Consider the following 18975-nt stretch of genomic DNA (forward strand, 5'->3'; position numbering starts at 1 on the left):
AGGAAGTGCCCCGTGGCCTCGAGTAAACGTGAGCAACTGATCCAGACCGCGCAGGAACTGTTCTATCGCGTCGGCTATCACGCCACCGGCATCGACCGCATCCTGGCCGAGTCCGGGGTGGCGAAGATGACCCTGTACAAGCATTTCCGCTCGAAGGACGAGCTGATCCTGGCGGTACTGGCGGCGCGCCAGCAGGTACTGCTCGACCAGTTGCAGGCCCTGCGCCAGGCACTGCCTCCGCGCCAGGCGCTGCTGGCCACTTTCGATGGCCTGCATGGCTTGATCCACCAGGCCGACTTCTGCGGTTGCGGCTTCATCAATGCGGCCGCCGAGTTCCAGGATCGCGAGCACCCGATCCACCGCCAGGCCGCGGCGCTGAAGGCGGACTTTGCGGCGCATTTCCTCGAACTGCTGCGGGGCCTGGGGCTGGCACAGCCGCAGCCGCTGGCCAACCAGCTGCAGTTTCTCCTTGAGGGCGCGCTGAGCATGGCGCACCTGCAGGGCCCGGCGAACCAGGCGCTGGAAGCCAAGGCGGCGGCCGAGCTGCTGCTGAACGGCGCGGCTCGGGCTTAGTCCAGCCCGCTGAGCAGCTTGGCCTCGCCGGCCTCGACCGCCTGCAACTGGCCGGAGAGCAGCACGGCGTCGCCTTCCTGCAATTGCGGATTGCTCTCCAGCGGCAGACTGTTGCCGTCGCGGCGCACCGCCTGCACTTCCAGGCGAAGGTCTTCCAGCATCAGGCTGTTCAGGCGCTGGCCGCAGGCGTAGGCCTCGGGCGGCAGGTTCACCGCATGCAGGAGCACGCGCGGCTGGCCCTGGGCATCCAGCAGATTGCTCTGGGCGCCATGGTAGAAGCCATGCAGCAGGCGGTAGCGGCTGCGGCGCACCTCGTCCATGTGCATGTGCACCCGGCGCTCGCTCACGCCCAGCAGGATCAGGGCATGGGAGGCCAGCATCAGACTCGACTCCAGCACTTCCGGCACCACCTCGGTGGCGCCCGCGGCCTGCAGCGCGGCCAGGCGACTGTCGTCGCGGGTGCGTACCAGAATCGGTAGATCGGCGCATTGCAGGCGTACCTGCTCGACAATCGCCAGGGCCGCATCGGCCTTGTCCACCGCCACCACCAGCAGGCGGGCGCGGGCAACGCCGACGGCTTCCAGCAGGTCGCGCCGCCGCGAGTCGCCGTAGTGCACGTTTTCCTCGCCGGCATTGGCTTCCTCGACCCGCACCGGGTCGTCATCCAGGGCGATGAAGGGCAGCTGCTCGCGCTGCAGCAGGCGGGCGATCGACTGGCCGACCCGGCCGTAGCCGCAGATCACCACATGGCCACTGAGTTGCGCGCTGCAGCTGGCGATCTCCTCCAGGCTGCTCTGCTGGTTAGGCCCGCGGCGCAGGCGCTGGGCCAGCCAGGGCGCGCCGCGCATCAGGGGCGGGGTCAGGGCCATGGAGCAGAATGCGGCGGTCAGCAGCAGGCTGCCCAGTTCGCCGTCGAGCAGCTTGACCTGGCTCATCAGGGTGACCAGGGCGAAGAAGAATTCCCCGGCCTGGGCCAGCGCCAGGCCGCTGCGCCAGGCCGTTTCGCCACTGTCGCCGCGCAGTTTCACCAGGATGGCCACCGCCAGCCCCTTGAGGCCCAGCAACAGGGAGGTGGCAGCGAGAATGGTCCAGCCATGCTCGTTGAACAGGCGCAGGTCGATCAGCATGCCGACGCTGACGAAGAACAGGCCGAGGAGAATGTCGCGAAACGGCCGGATATCGGCTTCGATCTGGTGGCGATAGTGGCTCTCGCCCAGGAGCATGCCGGCGAGGAAGGCACCCAGGGCCATGGACAGGCCGAGCAGGTGGGTCAGCCAGGCCGTGAGCAGGACGATGACCAGCGCCAGCATGACGAACAGTTCCGGCGAGTGCGACTCGGCTACTTCGTGGAACAGGCGCGGCAACAGCCAGCGGCTGGCCAGCAGCAGGCCGGCGAAGAGGATGAGGGTCTTGCCCAGGGTCTGCGGCAGGGCCCAGTACCAGGGCTCGTCGCCGCCGCCGGCGATGGTCGGAATCAGGGTCAGCAGAAGCACGGCAACCAGGTCCTGGAAGATCAGCACGCCAATGGCGTTCTGCCCGTGGGGGCTGAATACCTCGCCGAGGCTGCTCAGCTCCTTGCCAACGATCGCCGTGGACGACAACGCCAGACCTATTCCCAGCAGGATGGCGCTGGCCGGCGGCAGGCCGAACAGGTACAGGGCGCCGCCCAGCAGGCTGCCGCAGAGCGCCACCTGGGCACTGCCGAGGCCGAACACGGTGCGGCGCAGGGCGAGCATGCGCGGCAGGGAGAACTCCAGGCCGAGGGTGAACAGCAGAAACACCACGCCGAGTTCGGCCAGGTGCGGCAGGTCCTCGGACGAGCCGATCCAGTTCAGGGCGCTGGGGCCCACCAGCAGGCCGACGCACAGGTAGCCCAGTACCGGTGGCAGGCGCAGGCGCCGGAACAGGGCAATGACCACGAGCGAGCTGGCGAGAATGATCAGCAGGTCGGTGAACAAGGCATTTCTCCTTATGACTGCGCGCGAGCATGCCCAAGCTGTCGGCCGCCGTCCATGCGCAATGCGTGCGGCTTGATCCAGGGCAACCGCTTGGCCGTTGGTCGCGCGGGTTTCAAGTTTTCACCGGCGTGGCCGCCAACCCGATGGATATCCTGCCTTGGTATACCGCCATGAACCCTCTGGCTTCCCTGTCGCCCTCGCTGTCCCGTACTGCGCCGTTGCACAACCTGGCCGGTTCGCGCGCTGCTGCCGATGCGCAGCAGGCCCTGGCCAATCGCCTGGCCGAACGCCTGGGGTTGGAGCCCGGGGCGCTGCAGGGCGCGCGCGAAGCGTTCAGCCCGGACAAGGTCGCCGAGCGCGTTCTCGGCTTCATCGAGCAGCGCCTGCAGGGCGAAGCGGCCGCCGGTGCGGCTCCGGAAAAGCTGCAGGGGCTGCTCGAGCAGGCCCGTGAGGGCGTGGAAAGGGGCTTCGCCGAGGCGCGCAAGATCCTCGACGGCCTGGGCCTGCTGCAAGGCAAGGTGGCCGAGGATATCGACAGCACCTACGACAAGATCCAGGACGGCCTGAACGGCTTGCAGGGCGGCCTGGCGCCCAAGGCTCCGCTTGCCGGCTCGGCTGCCGTGGCCACCTACAGCGAGCGGTTTGCCGCCCGGGCGGAAACCTTCGAGATGCAGGTCACGACCCGCGACGGCGACCGCCTGCGCATCTCCATCGCCCAGGCCTCGGCCAGCTGGTCGCAGAGCGGCGTGGCCGCGGCCAGCAACGGCAGCGGCTCGGCGCTGATCGCCAGCAGCCGCTCCGGCAGCCTGCAGATTGGCGCCTGGCAGGTGGCGGTGGCCGGTGAGCTGGACGAGGAGGAGCTGGCGGCGCTGGAGGATCTGTTCGGTCAGGTGCAGGAGCTGTCCAGTGCCTTCTATGCCGGCGACCTGGGTGGCGCTTTCGAGCGTGCCATGCAGCTGGACATGGACGGTTCGCAGCTGGCCTCGATGTCCCTGCGTCTGACCCAGACCAGTGTGCGCCAGGCCACCGATGCCTACGGCGCGGTGGCGGAGCAGGGCGGCCAGGCCGCCAGCGCGGTCAACCCGGCGCTGACCGACTATGCCCAGGGGCTGCTCGAGGCGCTGCGCAGCGTCGATCTTCTGGCGGACGACGCCAGAGGCACTCTCGAGCAGCTGCTGCAGGGTGGCTTCAGCCTCGACGAGCGGTTCGACGAACCCCTGCTGGGCAAGGCCCGGGTGCTCAATGCCCGCCTGCTCGACGGCCTGCAAGGCCTGCTGGCGCCGGTCGCGGATCGGCAAGCCAGCCGAAAGGCGGTGTAAACTGCCTCTCTGAATCCAGCCAGAGAGGCCCGTCATGCTTCCCGAATGCCAATTGCTCGGCACCCTCGGCTGCCACCTGTGCGAGGTGGCGGAGGGGCTGCTGATGCCTTTCGTCGAGCACGGCCTGCTGGTCGAGCTGGTCGATATAGCCGAGCGCGAGGAGTGGGTGGAGGCCTATGGCCTGCGCATCCCGGTGTTGCGTCGCTGCGACAATGGCGCCGAGCTGGACTGGCCGTTCGAGCCCGAACAGGTGGCGCATTTCCTGCGCTAGGCCGGGGCGGCCTGCTTGATATTTCAAGCGGCCGGCCCGTTGCCTGGCCACCCTGGCGGGCGGCGCTAGTCGTCGTTGCGCCGGGCTTCGCGTTGCAGCTGGTAGACGAAGCGCTCTACCTGGCGTTGTTCCAGGCCGCTCATGCGGTAGAAGCGCATGCCGAGGAAGCTCGCCGCGGTCTTTTCCTCGTAATAGAGGTGGCGCAGCTCGGCCGAGACGGTCATAGCGCCGAACGGCAGCTGCAGGCGCAGGCCTTCGTAGACCTGACCGGGCTGCAGGCGGGCAGTGACGTCGCCCGGGATGCGCAGCTTGCAGCCGGTTGCCGAGATATCCAGCATCTGGCCTTTCAGTGCGGGGCTCAGCTTGCTGCCGGACAGTTCGACGCCGATCAGCTGGGCCAGCTGCAGCTGGGCGCGAAAGGCATTGCGCCGCTGGTGGTAGAGGACCTGCTCCGGCAGGTGGCTCCAGTAGCAGCGCGCGCCTTGCAGTTCGCCGATCTGGATCGGGTCCTCGCACTCCCAGGCAATCCGCACCCCTTCATGGAAGGCTTCGACCCGGAAGGGTTCGCCGGCCTTGATGAAACGCTCGCCGTCGTTGGGGATCAATTCATCGAAGGCCAGCACGCCACGCTCGCGATTGACCTCGACCAGGTAGCTTTGAAAGCGCTGGCTGCGCTCCTTGAACGTGATGACCAGCGGGTCGTGGTTTTGCTGCAGTTGGCGCAGGTTGGCGAACACTTCCAGCGGTGCGCTGAGCACCTTGGGCGGTTGCGGGCCACCTTCGTCGACGAATGGGTTGGACACGGTCCAAGAATCTCCAGGCACAAGGTCTTGCGGCATTAGGATACTGGCATATGGCCTGTATGTCCTGCCGTGCTGAATCGTGGGTTCAGGCTTGGCTGAGCGGGCGTTGCTGGGCGATTCTAGCGGCCCCGCCACGGCTGTCATAGAGCCCCGGGGTTTCGCCGCCGCGCAGAATGCCCAGTACGCTGGTCAGCGAGGCCTGGTTGGCGCGGATCACCCGGCCATTGCGCAGGTTGGCGGTGCGGCAACTGGCGAGCAGTTCGCTCAGTTTGTCGCTGCGCGCCAGCAGGGTTTCGCCGTCGGCCAGGCGCGCGGCCAGGGCCTGCAGGCCGGCGCGGTCGTTGCTCAGTTGCTGTTCGGCGAGCAGGCGGCTGCGTGCGTTGCCGTGCTGGTCGAGCAGGCTGAGCAGGGGCAGTTTCTGCGCCAGGATCTCTTGCAGGCGCGGCAGGTCGCGCTGGCCCAGGGCCTGGTATTCGGCGTCGATCAGCTCAAGCAGCTGCTGGGCGGTGCCGATATCTTCACTGACGAGTTGAAGCAGATTGGTGTCGTGCATCGCTGGCTCTGGGGATTGGGCGTCCAGTCTCCCCAGCGCAGCCCTGAGACTAGCGCTGGGATTCGAAGTCGAGCAGTTTGCCGGCAACGCGCTGGCTGTCGACCTGGTAGCTGCCGTCGGCAATCGCCTGCTTGAGCTTGGCTACCCGTTCTTTGTCCACGGTGGGCAGGTCGCGCAGTTTGTCGGCGACTTTCTGCAGTTGCTGCGCTTCACGGCTCAGCTGCACGGATTCGCCGCTCTTGGCGGCGCCGGCTTGTTGCTCGGCGCTCGGCTGAGCCGCAGGCGGATTGCTGCTGACGGCTTCGTTGCGGCCGCTGGACTGGGTGCTGCCGGCCCGCCCCGAATTGGCGGGGTTGGCGGCGTTGTTCAGCCGGTTGAAGTCGATGACCATGGTTCTAACCTCGTGACGGTATCTGGACGCTTACAAAGCTTTTCGGCCGGATTCGTCAAAACTTTAGGGCGCACAAGTGTGCGTTGTTTAACAGTGTAGGAAATCGTCAGCGCATTGCGCTACAAGAATCATGCCTACATCTCCACCTCGACCTGCCCCGGGCCGACCACCCGGGCGCGGATCACACGCTGCGAGCGCAGGTTGCGGACGCTGATCTGTTGTCCGAGAACCCCGTCGGACAAGGCCTCGCCGGGCATCCGCACGTTGATGGCGCCGCTGCGCGCACTGATCACCACCTGGTCGCCGCGGCGGATCGATTCGGCCAGCTGCAGGCTGGATGGAGTCAGAACCTGGTCGGTTTGCAGGGGGCGCGTCAGTTTTTTGCCGATGGCCTGCTCGGCGCTGGTCAGGTAGCCGCGGCTCAGCGGGCCGACATCCTGCTCGATCAGCGCGACGTCGGCCGGCCCCAGTACAGCCTCGCGCTTGAGCGGGCGGGTGGCCACGACGATTTCGCGAAACAGGCGGACCTGGGCCGGCACGAATATCGTCCAGGGCGTGCTGCCTTCGCAGCTGACTCGCACGGTTACCCGGCCGACCGGCTGGGCGGGGCTTTCCAGTGCCTGGCTCAGGTCGCTGTCGCAGGCGGCCAGGCGCAGGCGTGGGTCGAGCGGGTTCACGCGGATCTCGTAGCGCGCCTGGATCTCGCTGCGCTGCAAATAGTCTTCCACGGTGAACTCAAGAAAGCCTTCGGTGGCGCCGATAAGTTCTTCGGGCAAGGTTGTCGCTGCGCCATGCAGCGAGCTGTAGCCGGCTAGGCATAAAGCAGGTAAAACACCAGCCAGTTTGCGGCGTTTTGCCATCCGGTGTCGGAAAAGCGTCGTTATTGCGTTCATGCTCTGTGCAAAGCAAGGCCCGTGCCGCCTGCTACGCTAGAGCGGAACGCCAGGTAACACACAATAAAAGGAGTCTGGGCATGGCCGGAGTATTGGACTCGGTTAACCAGCGTACCCAGTTAGTCGGGCAGAACCGCCTGGAGTTGCTGCTGTTCCGTCTCGACGGGCCGCAGCTGTATGGCATCAACGTGTTCAAGGTGAAGGAGGTGCTGCAGTGCCCCAAGCTCACCATCATGCCCAAGTCGAGTCCGGTGGTGCGTGGGGTGGCCAACATCCGTGGCGGCACCATTCCGATTCTCGATCTGTCCCTGGCCACCGGCCGCAGAGGGCTGGATGACCTGAAGAACAGCTTCGTCATCATTACCGAATACAACACCAAGGTTCAGGGCTTTCTGGTGCGCTCGGTCGAGCGCATCGTCAACATGAACTGGGCGGATATCCATCCGCCACCCAAGGGTACCGGGCGCGATCACTACCTGACCGCAGTGACCCGGCTGGACCAGCAGTTGGTGGAAATCATCGACGTGGAGAAGATCCTCGCCGAGGTGGCGCCCATGTCGGAGGCGATTTCCGAAGGGGTGGTGGATGTCGAGACCCAGGCCAGGGCGGTGTCCAAGCGGGTGCTGATCTGCGACGACTCCTCGGTTGCGCGCAAGCAGGTCACCCGCTGCCTGGAGAGCGTCGGGGTCGAGGTGGTGGCGCTGAACGATGGCCGCCAGGCCTACGACTACCTGCACAAGATGGTGGAGGAGGGCAGGCAGCCGGCCGAGGAATTCCTCATGCTGATTTCCGATATCGAGATGCCGGAGATGGACGGCTATACGCTCACCGCGGAAATTCGTTCGGATCCGCGGATGCAGAAACTGCATGTGATTCTGCATACTTCGCTGTCCGGGGTGTTCAACCAGGCGATGGTGAAGAAGGTCGGTGCGGACGATTTCCTGGCGAAGTTCCGCCCGGATGACCTGGCTTCCCGCGTGGTGGAGCGAATCCGCAGTGCGGACGGCAACTGAGGCGCGGGCCTTCAGGGATTTTTATGCATGGTGAGGCGGCATTAGTGTCTTCAGGTAATTTGGATTTCGAGCAGTTCCGGACCTTTCTGGAAAAGGCCTGCGGCATTTTATTGGGCAGCAACAAGCAGTACCTGGTTTCCAGCCGCCTCAACAAGTTGATGGAACAACAAGGCATCAAGTCCCTCGGTGAGCTCGTGCAGAAGATGCAGGCGCAGCCGCGCGGCGGCCTGCGCGAGCAGGTGGTCGATGCGATGACCACCAACGAAACCCTGTGGTTTCGCGACACCTACCCCTTCGAGGTGCTGAAGAACAAGGTGCTGCCCGAGATGATCAAGGCGGCGCCGAACCAGCGCCTGCGCATCTGGTCGGCGGCCTGCTCTTCGGGGCAGGAGCCCTATTCGCTGTCGATGGCCATTGATGAGTTCGAAAAGACCAACCTGGGACAGTTGAAGGCGGGGGTGCAGATCGTTGCCACCGACCTTTCCCCGTCGATGCTGGCCAACTGCAAGTCCGGCGAGTACGACAGCCTGGCCATGGGCCGCGGGTTGTCGCAGGAGCGCCTGCAGCGCTATTTCGACCCCAAGGGCCCGGGGCGCTGGGCGATCAAGGCGCCGATCAAGAGCCGCGTCGAGTTTCGCGCCCTCAACCTGCTCGACAGCTATGCCAGCCTGGGCAAGTTCGACATCGTGTTCTGCCGCAACGTGCTGATCTATTTCTCCGCCGAGGTGAAGAAGGACATCCTCACGCGTATCCATGCCACGCTGAAGCCGGGGGGCTACCTGTTCCTCGGTGCGTCCGAGGCGCTCAACGCGCTGCCGGATCTGTATCAGATGGTGCAGTGCAGCCCGGGGATCATCTACAAGGTGAAGTAGGGCACGTGCAACGCTCCAGCAAACGGGAGGCCAATGGCCTCCCGTTTTCGTTTGCGGCGGCAACCAGCCTTGCCGGGCTTTGCCGCTTGCCCTGCCGGGAGCGGAAAAGCTTTGCCGCTTGCCGCCTTTATCGCCGGAAAAATATTAGTAAGTCATTGAAAAATAACGATAAATAAAATTGGCATAGCCTTTGCTGTATATCTGGCACGGCACCACCAGATCGCCCAACGGCAAAGGTTCAAGGTCATGAGCATCAGCTTCGACAACGCACTCGGCATCCACGAAAAGGCCCTCGGCTTTCGCGCTCAGCGTGCCGAAGTGCTGGCCAGCAATATCGCCAACGCCGACACGCCGAACTACCAGGCGCGCGATCTGGATTTCGCCGCGGTGCTGGCCGAGCAGAGCGCCAAGGGCGCGCGCCAGCCGGTCGGCCTGCAGCGCACCGATAGCCAGCACATCGCCGCCGAAGGCATCCAGCTGGCCGATCCGGCGCTGCGCTTCCGTACCCCGTTCCACCCGTCCATCGACCAGAACACCGTCGACATCCAGCAGGAACAGTCCAACTACGCCGAGAACGCGGTGCAGTTCCAGGCCAGCTTCACCCTGCTCAACAGCAAATTCAAAGGGCTGGTCAGCGCCCTGCGCGGCGAATAAGGGAGATACCTAGCATGTCACTCGCCAGTGTTTTCAATATTGCCGGAACCGGCATGAGCGCCCAGAGCACTCGCCTGAACACCATCTCCAGCAACATCGCCAACGCCGAGACGGTGTCTTCCAGCATCAACCAGACCTACCGCGCGCGCCACCCGGTGTTCGCCACCATGTTCGAGTCGAGCATGCAGGGCGATCGTGGCTCGCTGTTCGCCGACCAGGACGAGGCCGGGCGCGGGGTGCAGGTACTGGGCATCGTCGAGGACCAGAGCAGCCTGATGCCGCGCTACGAGCCGAACCATCCGGCAGCCGATGAGAAGGGCTACGTGTACTACCCGAACGTCAACGTGGTCGAGGAAATGGCCGACATGATTTCTGCCAGTCGCGCCTTCCAGACCAACGTGGAAATGATGAACACCGCCAAGCAGATGATGCAGCGCGTACTGACCCTGGGTCAGTGAGCCGCAGAAGGGGATAAAGGATGAGCAGCATAGGCGCAACCGGTGCAGCGGCACTGGATCAATACCAGCTCAAGCAGGACAACACCCAGAACAAGGAACTGGGCAAGAACGAGTTCCTCAACCTGCTGGTGGCCCAGCTGAACAACCAGAATCCGCTGGAGCCCCAGGGTAACGGCGAGTTCATTGCCCAGTTGGCGCAGTTCAGCCAGGTCGAGGGCATCGAGAAACTCAACGGCAGCATGGGCTCGCTGCTGTCCGGCTATCAGTCCTCGCAGGCCCTGCAGGCCTCCTCCCTGGTCGGGCACAAGGTGATAGTACCGACCGAGAAGGCGGTGGTGGATACCAGCGAGACGTTCAAAGGCAATCTGGTCTTGCCGGAGAGCAGCAGTAACGTCTACGTCAACATCTACGACAGCACGGGGGCCGCGGTGAACCGCGTCAACCTGGGGCAGCAGGCGGCCGGCAATATCAGCTTCATGTGGGACGGCAAGGATGCCAGCGGCAAAGTCTTGCCGCCCGGCGCCTACAAGTTCGAAGCACAGGCCAGCTACGCCGATGGTACCAAGGGCCTCTACACCCTGCTGCCGGCCAACGTCGACAGCGTCACCCTCGGCCAGAACGGCGGTGAGCTGACACTCAACCTCGCCGGCCTGGGCAGCGTGCCGCTGTCTCAGGTGCAGGTCATTGGTCAATAACGCATAGATTTTAAGCGCCGGCAGTAACGGCAAAGGAGTCTTCCATGGGTTTCAATATCGGTCTCAGCGGTCTGCGCGCGGCCACCAGTGATCTCAACGTCACCGGCAACAACATTGCCAACGCCGGCACGGCAGGTTTCAAACAGTCGCGGGCGGAGTTCGCCGATGTCTATGCGGCTTCGGTGCTTGGCAGCGGCTCCAATCCGCAGGGCAGTGGTGTATTGCTGGGCGATGTGTCGCAACTGTTCAACCAGGGCAATATCAACTACACACAGAACGCCTTGGATCTGGCGATCAACGGCAACGGATTCTTCCAGACCAGCAACAATGGCGAGGTCAGCTATACCCGTGCCGGCTATTTCGGCACCGACCGCGACGGCTACATGGTCAACAACTTCGGTTACCGCCTGCAGGGCTACACCGTGGATGCCAGCGGCAACCTGCAGAATGGCGTGGTGGATGATCTGCGGATCCAGACCGCCAGTCAGCAGCCCCAGGCGACTTCGTCGATTTCCCAGGTGTTCAACCTCAACTCGACCAATATACGCCCGGCTAATGCAGGTACTTCGGCTGCTCTTCCTGGCCCTCCTCCAACTCCGGGACCGAGTTTCGATCCGAGCGATCCGCTGACCTACAACTCGTCGACCTCGCTGAACATCTATGACAGCCAGGGCAACTCCCATGTGATGACCCAGTACTTCGTCAAGGACGATGCGACGGCGGCCTCCGGCGGGCAGAACAGCTGGGTCATGCACGTTCTGGTCGACGGTCTTAACCCACTCAACCCGCAGGATCCGGCCAATACACCGATGTCCTTCAACGTCGCTTTTGATACTTCGGGACAGCTGAGCAGCATTACCGACTCGGCGGGCTATCCGACTGCTGTGCCGGCTGTACCCCCAGCCGGAGGCGGCTATTCGATCGACCCGCTAACCAATGAAATTACTTTCGTTTCCGGAGATCCGGCGGTGCCCAATAGTGGCTGGATCCCGGCGACAGTCGACACCACTGGCGCCTCGCTCACCGGTTTCGTCTGGAACGGCGCCCTGGGCAGTGCCGATGACATCACCTTCGACCCGCGCGGTACGACCCAGAACGCCAGTTCTTTTGCCGTCAGCAGCGTCAGCCAGAACGGCTACACCACTGGCCAGCTCTCCGGACTGGAGATCGACGATACCGGGGTGATCTTTGCTCGCTACACCAATGGCCAGTCCACCGTGCAAGGGCAGGTGGTGCTGGCCAATTTCGCCAACGTGCAAGGTCTGACGCCGGTGGGCAAGACGGCCTGGGTGCAGTCCTTCCAGTCCGGCGAGCCGGTCGTTGGTACGCCGCGCTCCGGCACCCTCGGTGCCCTGCAGTCCGGCGCTCTGGAAGACTCCAACGTCGAGCTTTCGGACCAGCTGGTGAACCTGATCGTGGCCCAGCGCAACTACCAGGCCAACGCTAAGACCATCGAGACCGAGAGCGCGATCACTCAGACCATCATCAACCTGCGCTGATTCGCCGCCCTCAGGCGATGGCTTGCCGCCGCCGGCAAGCCATCGCCGCTGTGTTCCTGCAAAGGCTCCTTCGGGAGTCTTTTCTTTTATTTAAAACTAATAAAATCAATAGCTTGTTGTTTTTTATGAAGAGTGGCACGGCGTTTGCTGAGTAGCTTGCATTGAAGTTGCGAGCGGCAATCGCCGACCCTCGGAGAAGAACATGGACAAGATGCTCTACGTTGCCATGACGGGCGCCAGCCAGAACACCATGGCGCAGCGTGCCCATGCCAACAACCTGGCCAACATTTCCACTACCGGCTTTCATCGCGACTTCGAGCAGGCGCGTTCGATGCCGGTGTTCGGCGACAGCTTTCCGGCGCGCGTGTATGCGATGACCGAGCGCCCGGGCACCGACTTCACGCCGGGCACCCTGCAGGAAACCGGGCGCGACCTGGACGTGGCGGTCGATGGCCAGGGCTGGATTGCCGTGCAGTCGGCCGATGGCAGCGAAGCCTATGTGCGCACCGGCAGCCTGCAGATCGATGCCCTCGGCCAGCTGCGCACCGGCAACGGTTTGCCGGTACTGGGCAACGGCGGGCCGATTGCCGTGCCGCCGGAGCAGAAGGTGGAGATCGGTCAGGACGGCACCATCAGCATTCGCGCCCTCGGCGAGGCGCCGAACGTGATGGCCGAAGTCGACCGCATCAAGCTGGTCAACCCGGACCCGAAGACCCTGGAGAAGGGCGTCGATGGCCTGATCCGGGTCAAGGACGCCACCCAGCCGCAGCTGGCCGATGCCAATGTGCGCCTGACTTCCGGCTTCCTCGAGGCGAGCAACGTCAATGCCGTCGAAGAGATGACCGCCATGCTCTCGCTGTCCCGCCAGTTCGAACTGCACGTGAAGATGATGCGTACCGCCGAGGACGGCGCTACGGCCATGGCACGGGTCATGCAACTCAGCTAATTACCAACGCGAAGCGCCGTAAAACCGGCGCTCGAGGAGAACACTATGCTTCCGGCACTCTGGGTCAGCAAAACCGGCCTGTCCGCGCAGGACATGAACCTGACCACCATTTCCAACAACCTGGCGAACGTCTCGACCACCGGGTTCAAGCGCGATCGTGCCGAGTTCGAGGACCTGCTGTACCAGATCCGCCGTCAACCCGGCGGCCAGTCCAGCCAGGACAGCGAGCTGCCCACCGGCCTGCAGCTGGGTACCGGTGTGCGGATTGCCGGCACGCAGAAGATCCACACCCAGGGCAGCCTGCAGACCACCGAACAGCCGCTCGACCTGGCCATCAACGGCCGTGGCTTCTTCCAGGTCCTGCTGCCGGACGGCACCGTCTCCTACACCCGTGACGGCAGCTTCCATCTGGATTCCGATGGCCAGGTCGTCACCAGCCAGGGCTTTGCTCTGGAGCCGGCCATTGTCCTGCCGGCCGAGGTACAGACCTTTACCGTCGGCGAGGACGGCACCGCTTCGGTGACCACCGTCGGCAACCCGACGCCGCAAGTGGTCGGCAACATCCAGACCGCCGACTTCGTCAACCCGGCGGGCCTGCAGGCCATCGGCAACAACCTGTTCCTGGAAACCGCAGCCAGCGGCGCACCCCAGGTCGGCACCCCGGGCCTGACCGGCCTCGGCACCACCCTGCAGAACACCCTGGAAAACTCCAACGTCAGCGTGGTCGAGGAGCTGGTGAACATGATCACCACCCAGCGCGCCTACGAGATGAACTCCAAGGTCATCTCCACTGCTGACCAGATGCTGTCCTTTATTACCCAGAATCTTTAACACGCGTGCCGGGCCTGGCCCGGCAAGCGCCTGAAGCAACAAGAACGCCGTGAGGTAGTGGTTATGAACCGGCTGATGACTCTTCTTACCGTGCTGAGCGCTGCCGCCCTGGGCGGCTGCGTGTCGCCACCGCCGAAGCCGGACGATCCCTACTACGCTCCGGTGCTGCCGCGCACTCCGCTGCCGGCTGCGCAGAGCAACGGCGCCATCTACCAGGCCGGTTTCGAAACCAACCTGTACGACGACCGCAAGGCCTATCGGGTGGGCGACATCATCACCATTAGCCTCAGCGAGCGGACCCAGGCGAGCAAGTCGGCCGGCTCGAAGATGGCCAAGGACAGCAGCGCCAATATCGGCCTGACCTCGCTGTTCGGCGGCGGCGTGTCGGTGGACAACCCTGACAGCGACCTGAATCCTCTCGATGCGGCCAAGCTGAGCCTGGATGCAGCGTACAGCGGCAGCCGCGAAACCGAAGGCGACAGCGCCGCGGACCAGAGCAACAGCCTGTCCGGTTCGATCACCGTGACCGTCGCCGAAGTGCTGCCCAACGGCATCCTCTCCGTGCGCGGCGAGAAGTGGCTGACCCTCAACACCGGCGACGAGCTGGTGCGCATCGCCGGCCTGGTCCGCGCCGACGACATCGCCACCGACAACACCGTGTCCTCGACCCGGGTGGCCAATGCGCGCATCACCTATTCCGGTACCGGCGCCTTCGCCGATGCCAGCCAGCCAGGGTGGTTCGACCGTTTCTTCATGAGCCCGCTGTTCCCGTTCTGACCAGGTATCGATCATGAAGCGACTGATTTCCGTCATCTGCCTGCTGCTCGCCGCCGGCACCGTGCAGGCCGAACGCCTGAAGGATCTGGCCAGCATCCAGGGCGTGCGCAGCAACCAGCTGATCGGCTACGGCCTGGTGGTCGGCCTCAACGGCACCGGCGACCAGACCACGCAGACCCCGTTCACCCTGCAGACCTTCAACAACATGCTGGCCCAGTTCGGCATCAAGGTGCCGCCCGGTGGCGGCAACGTACAGCTGAAGAACGTCGCGGCGGTGTCCATCCACGCCGAGCTGCCGCCGTTCGCCAAGCCGGGGCAGACCATCGACGTGACCATTTCCTCGATCGGCAACGCCAAGAGCCTGCGCGGCGGCAGCTTGCTGCTGGCGCCGCTGAAGGGCATAGACGGCAACGTCTATGCCGTGGCCCAGGGCAACCTGGTGGTTGGCGGCTTCGATGCCGGCGGCGCCGATGGCTCGCGGATCACCGTCAACGTGCCGTCGGCCGGGCGCATCCCGGCCGGGGCCACGGTGGAACGGCCGGTGCCGAGCGGTTTCGAGCAGGGCAACAGCCTGACCCTCAACCTCAACCGCCCGGACTTCACCACGGCGAAGAACATCGTCGACCAGCTCAACGGCCTGCTCGGCCCGGGCGTGGCCCAGGCCATCGACGGCGGCTCGATCCGCGTCAGCGCGCCGCTGGACCCGAACCAGCGCGTCGATTACCTGTCGGTGCTGGAAAACATCGAAGTCGAGGCGGGGCAGGCGGTGGCCAAGGTCATCATCAACTCGCGCACCGGCACCATCGTCATCGGCCAGAACGTACGCGTGCAGCCGGCCGCGGTGACCCACGGCAGCCTGACCGTGACCATCACCGAAGACCCGATCGTCAGCCAGCCGGAAGCCTTCTCCGGCGGGCAGACCGCGGTGGTGCCGAACTCCAAGATCGATGCGGTGCAGGAGGCCAAGCCGATGTTCAAGTTCGGCCCCGGCACCACCCTGGATGAAATCGTCCGCGCGGTGAACCAGGTCGGCGCCGCCCCTTCCGACCTGATGGCCATCCTGGAGGCGCTCAAGCAAGCCGGCGCCCTGCAGGCTGACCTGATCGTGATCTGACGGAGGCGGCCATGGATTCCCGACTTTCAGCCGGCCTCGGCGGCGGCAAGCCCTTCGACAGCGGTGCCTACACCGACCTGAACCGGCTCAACCAGTTCAAGGTCAACGGCGACAGCGACGGCAACATCAAGAAGGTGGCGCAGGAGTTCGAGTCGCTGTTCCTCAACGAGATGATGAAGGCCATGCGCTCGGCGAACGCGGTATTCGCCGAAGGCAACTTCATGAACAGCAACGAGAGCAAGACCTACCAGGACATGCACGACCAGCAGCTGGCCGTGACCCTGTCCAAGAGTGGCGGCGGCATCGGCCTGGCCGATGTGCTGGAGCGCCAGCTGTCGAAGCTGAAAGGACCCAGCGAGCGGCCCAATCCGTTTGCCAAGGTAGCCGAGCAAGTCGCCGTCGCGGCCCTCCCGCAAGGCTTCAAGGACGAGGCGGGGAGCGTGCGTGACGACTCCAAGTTGCTCAACCAGCGCCGCCTGAGCCTGCCGGGCAAACTCACCGATCGCCTGCTGGCGGGCATCGTGCCGGCCGGCAGCGAGGCTGACACGCAGCCGCTGGCGGCTGCCGACTGGTTGCCGAACAAGGTCGCCAAGAGCGACGAGCGCCAGGCGCTGAACCTGCAAGACAGCGATGCCCTCAGCGGTCGGCGCCTGGCCCAGCCGCCGCTGGCGCCGGGCAAGTCGGCGTTCCAGTCGGCGGAGGAATTCATCGCCACCATGCTGCCGATGGCCGAGCAGGCGGCGCAGAAGATCGGCGTCGATGCCCGTTACCTGGTGGCCCAGGCCGCCCTGGAAACCGGCTGGGGCAAGTCGATCATTCGCCAGCAGGATGGCTCCAGCAGCCACAACCTGTTCGGCATCAAGAACCATGGCACCTGGCAGGGCGAGTCGGCGCGGGTGCTGACCACCGAGTACAAGGGCGGCGAGGCGGTCAAGGAGGCGGCGTCGTTCCGCGCCTACGACTCCTACCAGCAGAGCTTCAACGACTACGTGAGCTTCCTGCAGGGCAACGGCCGCTATCAGGATGCGCTGGCCGCAACCGACAACCCGGAACGCTTCGTGCGCGAACTGCAGGAGGCCGGTTATGCCACCGACCCGCAGTACGCCCGCAAGATTGCCCAGATCGCCCGCAAGATGCAGACCTACCAGGCGGTAGCGTCCGTCGACGTCGCGACCACCAGGACCTGAGACTGAGATATGGCTGACCTACTGAATATTGGCCTGTCCGGGCTGGCGGCGAACAAGACCTCGCTGGCGGTCACCGGCCACAACATCAGCAACGTCAACACCCCCGGCTTTTCCCGCCAGGACACGGTGCAGGCCACGCGCATCCCGCAGTTCAGCGGCGCCGGCTACATAGGTTCGGGCACCACGCTGACCGACGTTCGCCGCAGCTACAGCGAGTTTCTCACGGCTCAGTTGCGCAGCTCGACCGCGCTCAGCGGCGATGTCGAGGCTTACAAGAGCCAGATCGATCAGCTCGATGCGCTGCTGGCCGGCTCCACCACCGGTATCACGCCTACGCTGCAGAAGTTCTTTTCCTCGTTGCAGACAGCCGCCGAGGACCCCGCCAATATTCCCGCACGGCAGCTGGTGCTGTCCGAGGCAGAGGGGTTGGCGCGCCGGTTCAATACCGTCTACGACCGCCTGGCCGACCAGAATGAGTTCATCAACAAGCAGATGGTGGCGGTCACCGACCAGATCAACCGTCTGGCCAGCGGCATCGGCCAGCTCAACGAGGCCATTGCCGTGGCCGCCGCCAATGGCAATGCACCGAACGACCTGCTCGACGCCCGTGAAGAGTCGATTCGCCAGCTGTCCGAGTATATCGGCGTCACCGTGGTGTCCCAGGACGACAATACCTTCAATCTGTTCGTCGGCAGTGGCCAGCCGCTGGTCGTGGGCAGCCAGGTCAATCGCCTTGAAGCAGTGCCCGGCACTTCTGACCCGACGCGTTTCGAGGTCCAGTTCGTTAGCGGCAACTCGCGCCAGAACGTGACCACGCAACTGGTCGGCGGTGAGCTGGGAGGTTTGATTCGCTACCGGGGAGAGGCCCTGGATGCCACTCTCAACTCACTGGGGCGCCTTGCTTTGGCGCTCAACTCGGAGGTCAACGAGCAGTTAGGGCAGGGCCTCGATCTCAAGGGGCAGGTCGGCACGGCGCTGTTCGGTGATTTCAATGATCCGCAACTCGCTGACCTGCGTGTGCGGCCTTATGCCGACAATATTTCCAATGCCGATGCTGCGCTGACCATTACCGATACCCGCCTGCTCACGGCCAGCGATTACCGTCTGGAGTTCAATGGCACCAGCTACAGCGCCCGGCGTTTGAGTGATGGCGCATCCATTGGTGTTACCACGAGTCCGCTCGCAACTGATCCCACTTTGCCCGGCTCTTACCCGCTGACCTTGAATTTTACCTATACGGATGCTCAGGGCGATCTGATTGACCAGGGCTTCAATATCACCCTCGACAGCCTGCCCGCGGCGGGCGATCGTTTCATGCTGGAGCCGACACGCCGTGGCGCTACCGACATTGAAACGGTGCTCGATCAGCCTGATCAACTGGCTTTCGCCGCGCCAGCCAAGGCCGAGGCGACGTTGAACAACCGTGGTACCGGCGTAATCGGCCAGCCAGGCTTGACCAATGCTCTCGGCCCCATTCCCAGTCCTATTTCCATTGCTGCACTGGACGGCGCGGCGGGCTTCTTCGGCAGTAATGGTCTGACGCTGACCTTCGATGCGACTACCAACCAACTGAGTATCGCCGGCTCGGGCTCTGGCGCTGACTTTGTACCGGCCGGCCCCATCACAATAGTCCCCGGTCAGCAGAACACTTTGCGGGTCAGCGATGGCACCTATACCTTTGACTTCACTCTCAGCGGCGTCCCGCAGAACGGTGATACCTTCACTCTCGACTTCAATCAAAATGGTGTGTCGGACAACCGCAATGCGCTCAAGCTGGTCGATCTGCAGAGTGCGCAGATCGTTGGCGTCGACCCTAGCGTTTCGACCATCCCGACCGGCACCAGCCTGACCGATGGCTACGGCGATCTGGTCGAACGGGTGGGCACCCTGACCGCCCAGACTCGGCTGGACAGCGAAGCCACGGGCGCGATCCTCAAACAGGCTACCGATAATCGCGATTCGCTATCAGCAGTTAACCTGGATGAAGAGGCGGCCAACCTGATCAAGTTCGAACAGTACTACCAGGCCTCGGCGCAGATCATTCAAGTTGCGCGCAGTCTGTTCGATACCTTGATCAACACATTCTGATAAGTCGTAGGGTGCGCCGTGCGCACCGATGAACCGTCTGGTGCGCACGGCGCACCCTACAGAACCCACCGGGGCTCGCC

General features: G+C 64.2%; 20 protein-coding genes. 15 read left to right on the forward strand and 5 right to left on the reverse strand.

Features of this window, described 5'->3' with window-relative positions; all coding sequences use genetic code 11:
• Positions 1–12 precede the first annotated feature (12 nt).
• On the forward strand, positions 13–573 hold the full coding sequence (locus tag GV001_RS09045; protein WP_160079302.1) for a TetR/AcrR family transcriptional regulator: 561 nt from the start codon (positions 13–15) through the stop codon (positions 571–573).
• Here GV001_RS09045 and GV001_RS09050 read toward each other — a convergent pair.
• Positions 570–2531, reverse strand: coding sequence for a monovalent cation:proton antiporter family protein (locus tag GV001_RS09050; protein WP_160079303.1), 1962 nt, complete (start codon positions 2529–2531; stop codon positions 570–572). The two genes, GV001_RS09045 and GV001_RS09050, sit on opposite strands and share 4 nt — an antisense overlap.
• Before the next feature lie 170 nt (positions 2532–2701).
• On the opposite strand from GV001_RS09050, the gene GV001_RS09055 reads away from it, so the two are divergent.
• Both GV001_RS09055 and GV001_RS09060 read left to right on the forward strand, forming a co-directional pair.
• On the forward strand, positions 2702–3850 hold the full coding sequence (locus tag GV001_RS09055) for a DUF5610 domain-containing protein (protein ID WP_160079304.1): 1149 nt from the start codon (positions 2702–2704) through the stop codon (positions 3848–3850).
• A 34-nt stretch (positions 3851–3884) separates the two neighbouring features.
• Positions 3885–4121: a glutaredoxin family protein gene (locus tag GV001_RS09060; RefSeq protein WP_160079305.1), complete on the forward strand. Its 237-nt coding sequence runs from the start codon at positions 3885–3887 to the stop codon at positions 4119–4121.
• Positions 4122–4186: 65 nt separating this feature from the next.
• Here GV001_RS09060 and GV001_RS09065 read toward each other — a convergent pair whose 3' ends face one another.
• The 4 genes from GV001_RS09065 to flgA form a co-directional block, all read right to left on the reverse strand.
• Complete coding sequence (locus tag GV001_RS09065) at positions 4187–4924, reverse strand: flagellar brake protein (protein ID WP_160079306.1); 738 nt, start codon at positions 4922–4924, stop codon at positions 4187–4189.
• 85 nt (positions 4925–5009) lie between these two features.
• Positions 5010–5477: a flagella synthesis protein FlgN gene (locus tag GV001_RS09070; protein WP_160079307.1), complete on the reverse strand. Its 468-nt coding sequence runs from the start codon at positions 5475–5477 to the stop codon at positions 5010–5012.
• A 49-nt stretch (positions 5478–5526) separates the two neighbouring features.
• A complete protein-coding gene (flgM, locus tag GV001_RS09075; protein WP_160079308.1) occupies positions 5527–5868 on the reverse strand; it encodes a flagellar biosynthesis anti-sigma factor FlgM in 342 nt (113 codons plus the stop codon).
• A gap of 134 nt (positions 5869–6002) precedes the next feature.
• Positions 6003–6761: a flagellar basal body P-ring formation chaperone FlgA gene (gene flgA / locus GV001_RS09080; protein ID WP_160079309.1), complete on the reverse strand. Its 759-nt coding sequence runs from the start codon at positions 6759–6761 to the stop codon at positions 6003–6005.
• 80 nt (positions 6762–6841) lie between these two features.
• Here flgA and GV001_RS09085 point away from each other — a divergent pair, with 80 nt between their 5' ends.
• The 12 genes from GV001_RS09085 (at position 6842) to flgK (ending at position 18895) form a co-directional block, all read left to right on the forward strand.
• Complete coding sequence (locus GV001_RS09085) at positions 6842–7774, forward strand: chemotaxis protein CheV (protein ID WP_160079310.1); 933 nt, start codon at positions 6842–6844, stop codon at positions 7772–7774.
• 44 nt (positions 7775–7818) lie between these two features.
• Positions 7819–8646, forward strand: a complete 828-nt coding sequence (gene cheR / locus GV001_RS09090) for a protein-glutamate O-methyltransferase CheR (RefSeq protein WP_160079311.1) — start codon at positions 7819–7821, stop codon at positions 8644–8646.
• A 246-nt stretch (positions 8647–8892) separates the two neighbouring features.
• Positions 8893–9300, forward strand: a complete 408-nt coding sequence (gene flgB, locus GV001_RS09095; protein WP_160079312.1) for a flagellar basal body rod protein FlgB — start codon at positions 8893–8895, stop codon at positions 9298–9300.
• 14 nt (positions 9301–9314) lie between these two features.
• A complete protein-coding gene (gene flgC / locus GV001_RS09100; protein ID WP_160079313.1) occupies positions 9315–9758 on the forward strand; it encodes a flagellar basal body rod protein FlgC in 444 nt (147 codons plus the stop codon).
• Between the two features lie 20 nt (positions 9759–9778).
• Positions 9779–10453, forward strand: a complete 675-nt coding sequence (gene flgD, locus GV001_RS09105; RefSeq protein WP_160079314.1) for a flagellar hook assembly protein FlgD — start codon at positions 9779–9781, stop codon at positions 10451–10453.
• A gap of 44 nt (positions 10454–10497) precedes the next feature.
• Positions 10498–11952: a flagellar hook protein FlgE gene (flgE, locus tag GV001_RS09110; protein WP_160079315.1), complete on the forward strand. Its 1455-nt coding sequence runs from the start codon at positions 10498–10500 to the stop codon at positions 11950–11952.
• 202 nt (positions 11953–12154) lie between these two features.
• Entirely contained in the window at positions 12155–12898 is a 744-nt protein-coding gene (flgF, locus tag GV001_RS09115; protein ID WP_160079316.1) for a flagellar basal-body rod protein FlgF, read from the forward strand.
• A gap of 45 nt (positions 12899–12943) precedes the next feature.
• Positions 12944–13729: a flagellar basal-body rod protein FlgG gene (gene flgG / locus GV001_RS09120; RefSeq protein ID WP_160079317.1), complete on the forward strand. Its 786-nt coding sequence runs from the start codon at positions 12944–12946 to the stop codon at positions 13727–13729.
• A gap of 63 nt (positions 13730–13792) precedes the next feature.
• A complete protein-coding gene (gene flgH, locus GV001_RS09125; RefSeq protein WP_160079318.1) occupies positions 13793–14506 on the forward strand; it encodes a flagellar basal body L-ring protein FlgH in 714 nt (237 codons plus the stop codon).
• A 13-nt stretch (positions 14507–14519) separates the two neighbouring features.
• The gene (locus GV001_RS09130; RefSeq protein WP_160079319.1) at positions 14520–15620 is read left to right on the forward strand and encodes a flagellar basal body P-ring protein FlgI; all 1101 of its coding nucleotides are present in this window, start codon (positions 14520–14522) and stop codon (positions 15618–15620) included.
• An 11-nt stretch (positions 15621–15631) separates the two neighbouring features.
• A complete protein-coding gene (gene flgJ / locus GV001_RS09135; RefSeq protein ID WP_160079320.1) occupies positions 15632–16807 on the forward strand; it encodes a flagellar assembly peptidoglycan hydrolase FlgJ in 1176 nt (391 codons plus the stop codon).
• A 9-nt stretch (positions 16808–16816) separates the two neighbouring features.
• Positions 16817–18895, forward strand: coding sequence for a flagellar hook-associated protein FlgK (flgK, locus tag GV001_RS09140; protein WP_160079321.1), 2079 nt, complete (start codon positions 16817–16819; stop codon positions 18893–18895).
• Positions 18896–18975 lie beyond the last annotated feature (80 nt).

The organism is Pseudomonas sp. 8AS (assembly GCF_902506505.1).
GTDB lineage: Bacteria > Pseudomonadota > Gammaproteobacteria > Pseudomonadales > Pseudomonadaceae > Aquipseudomonas.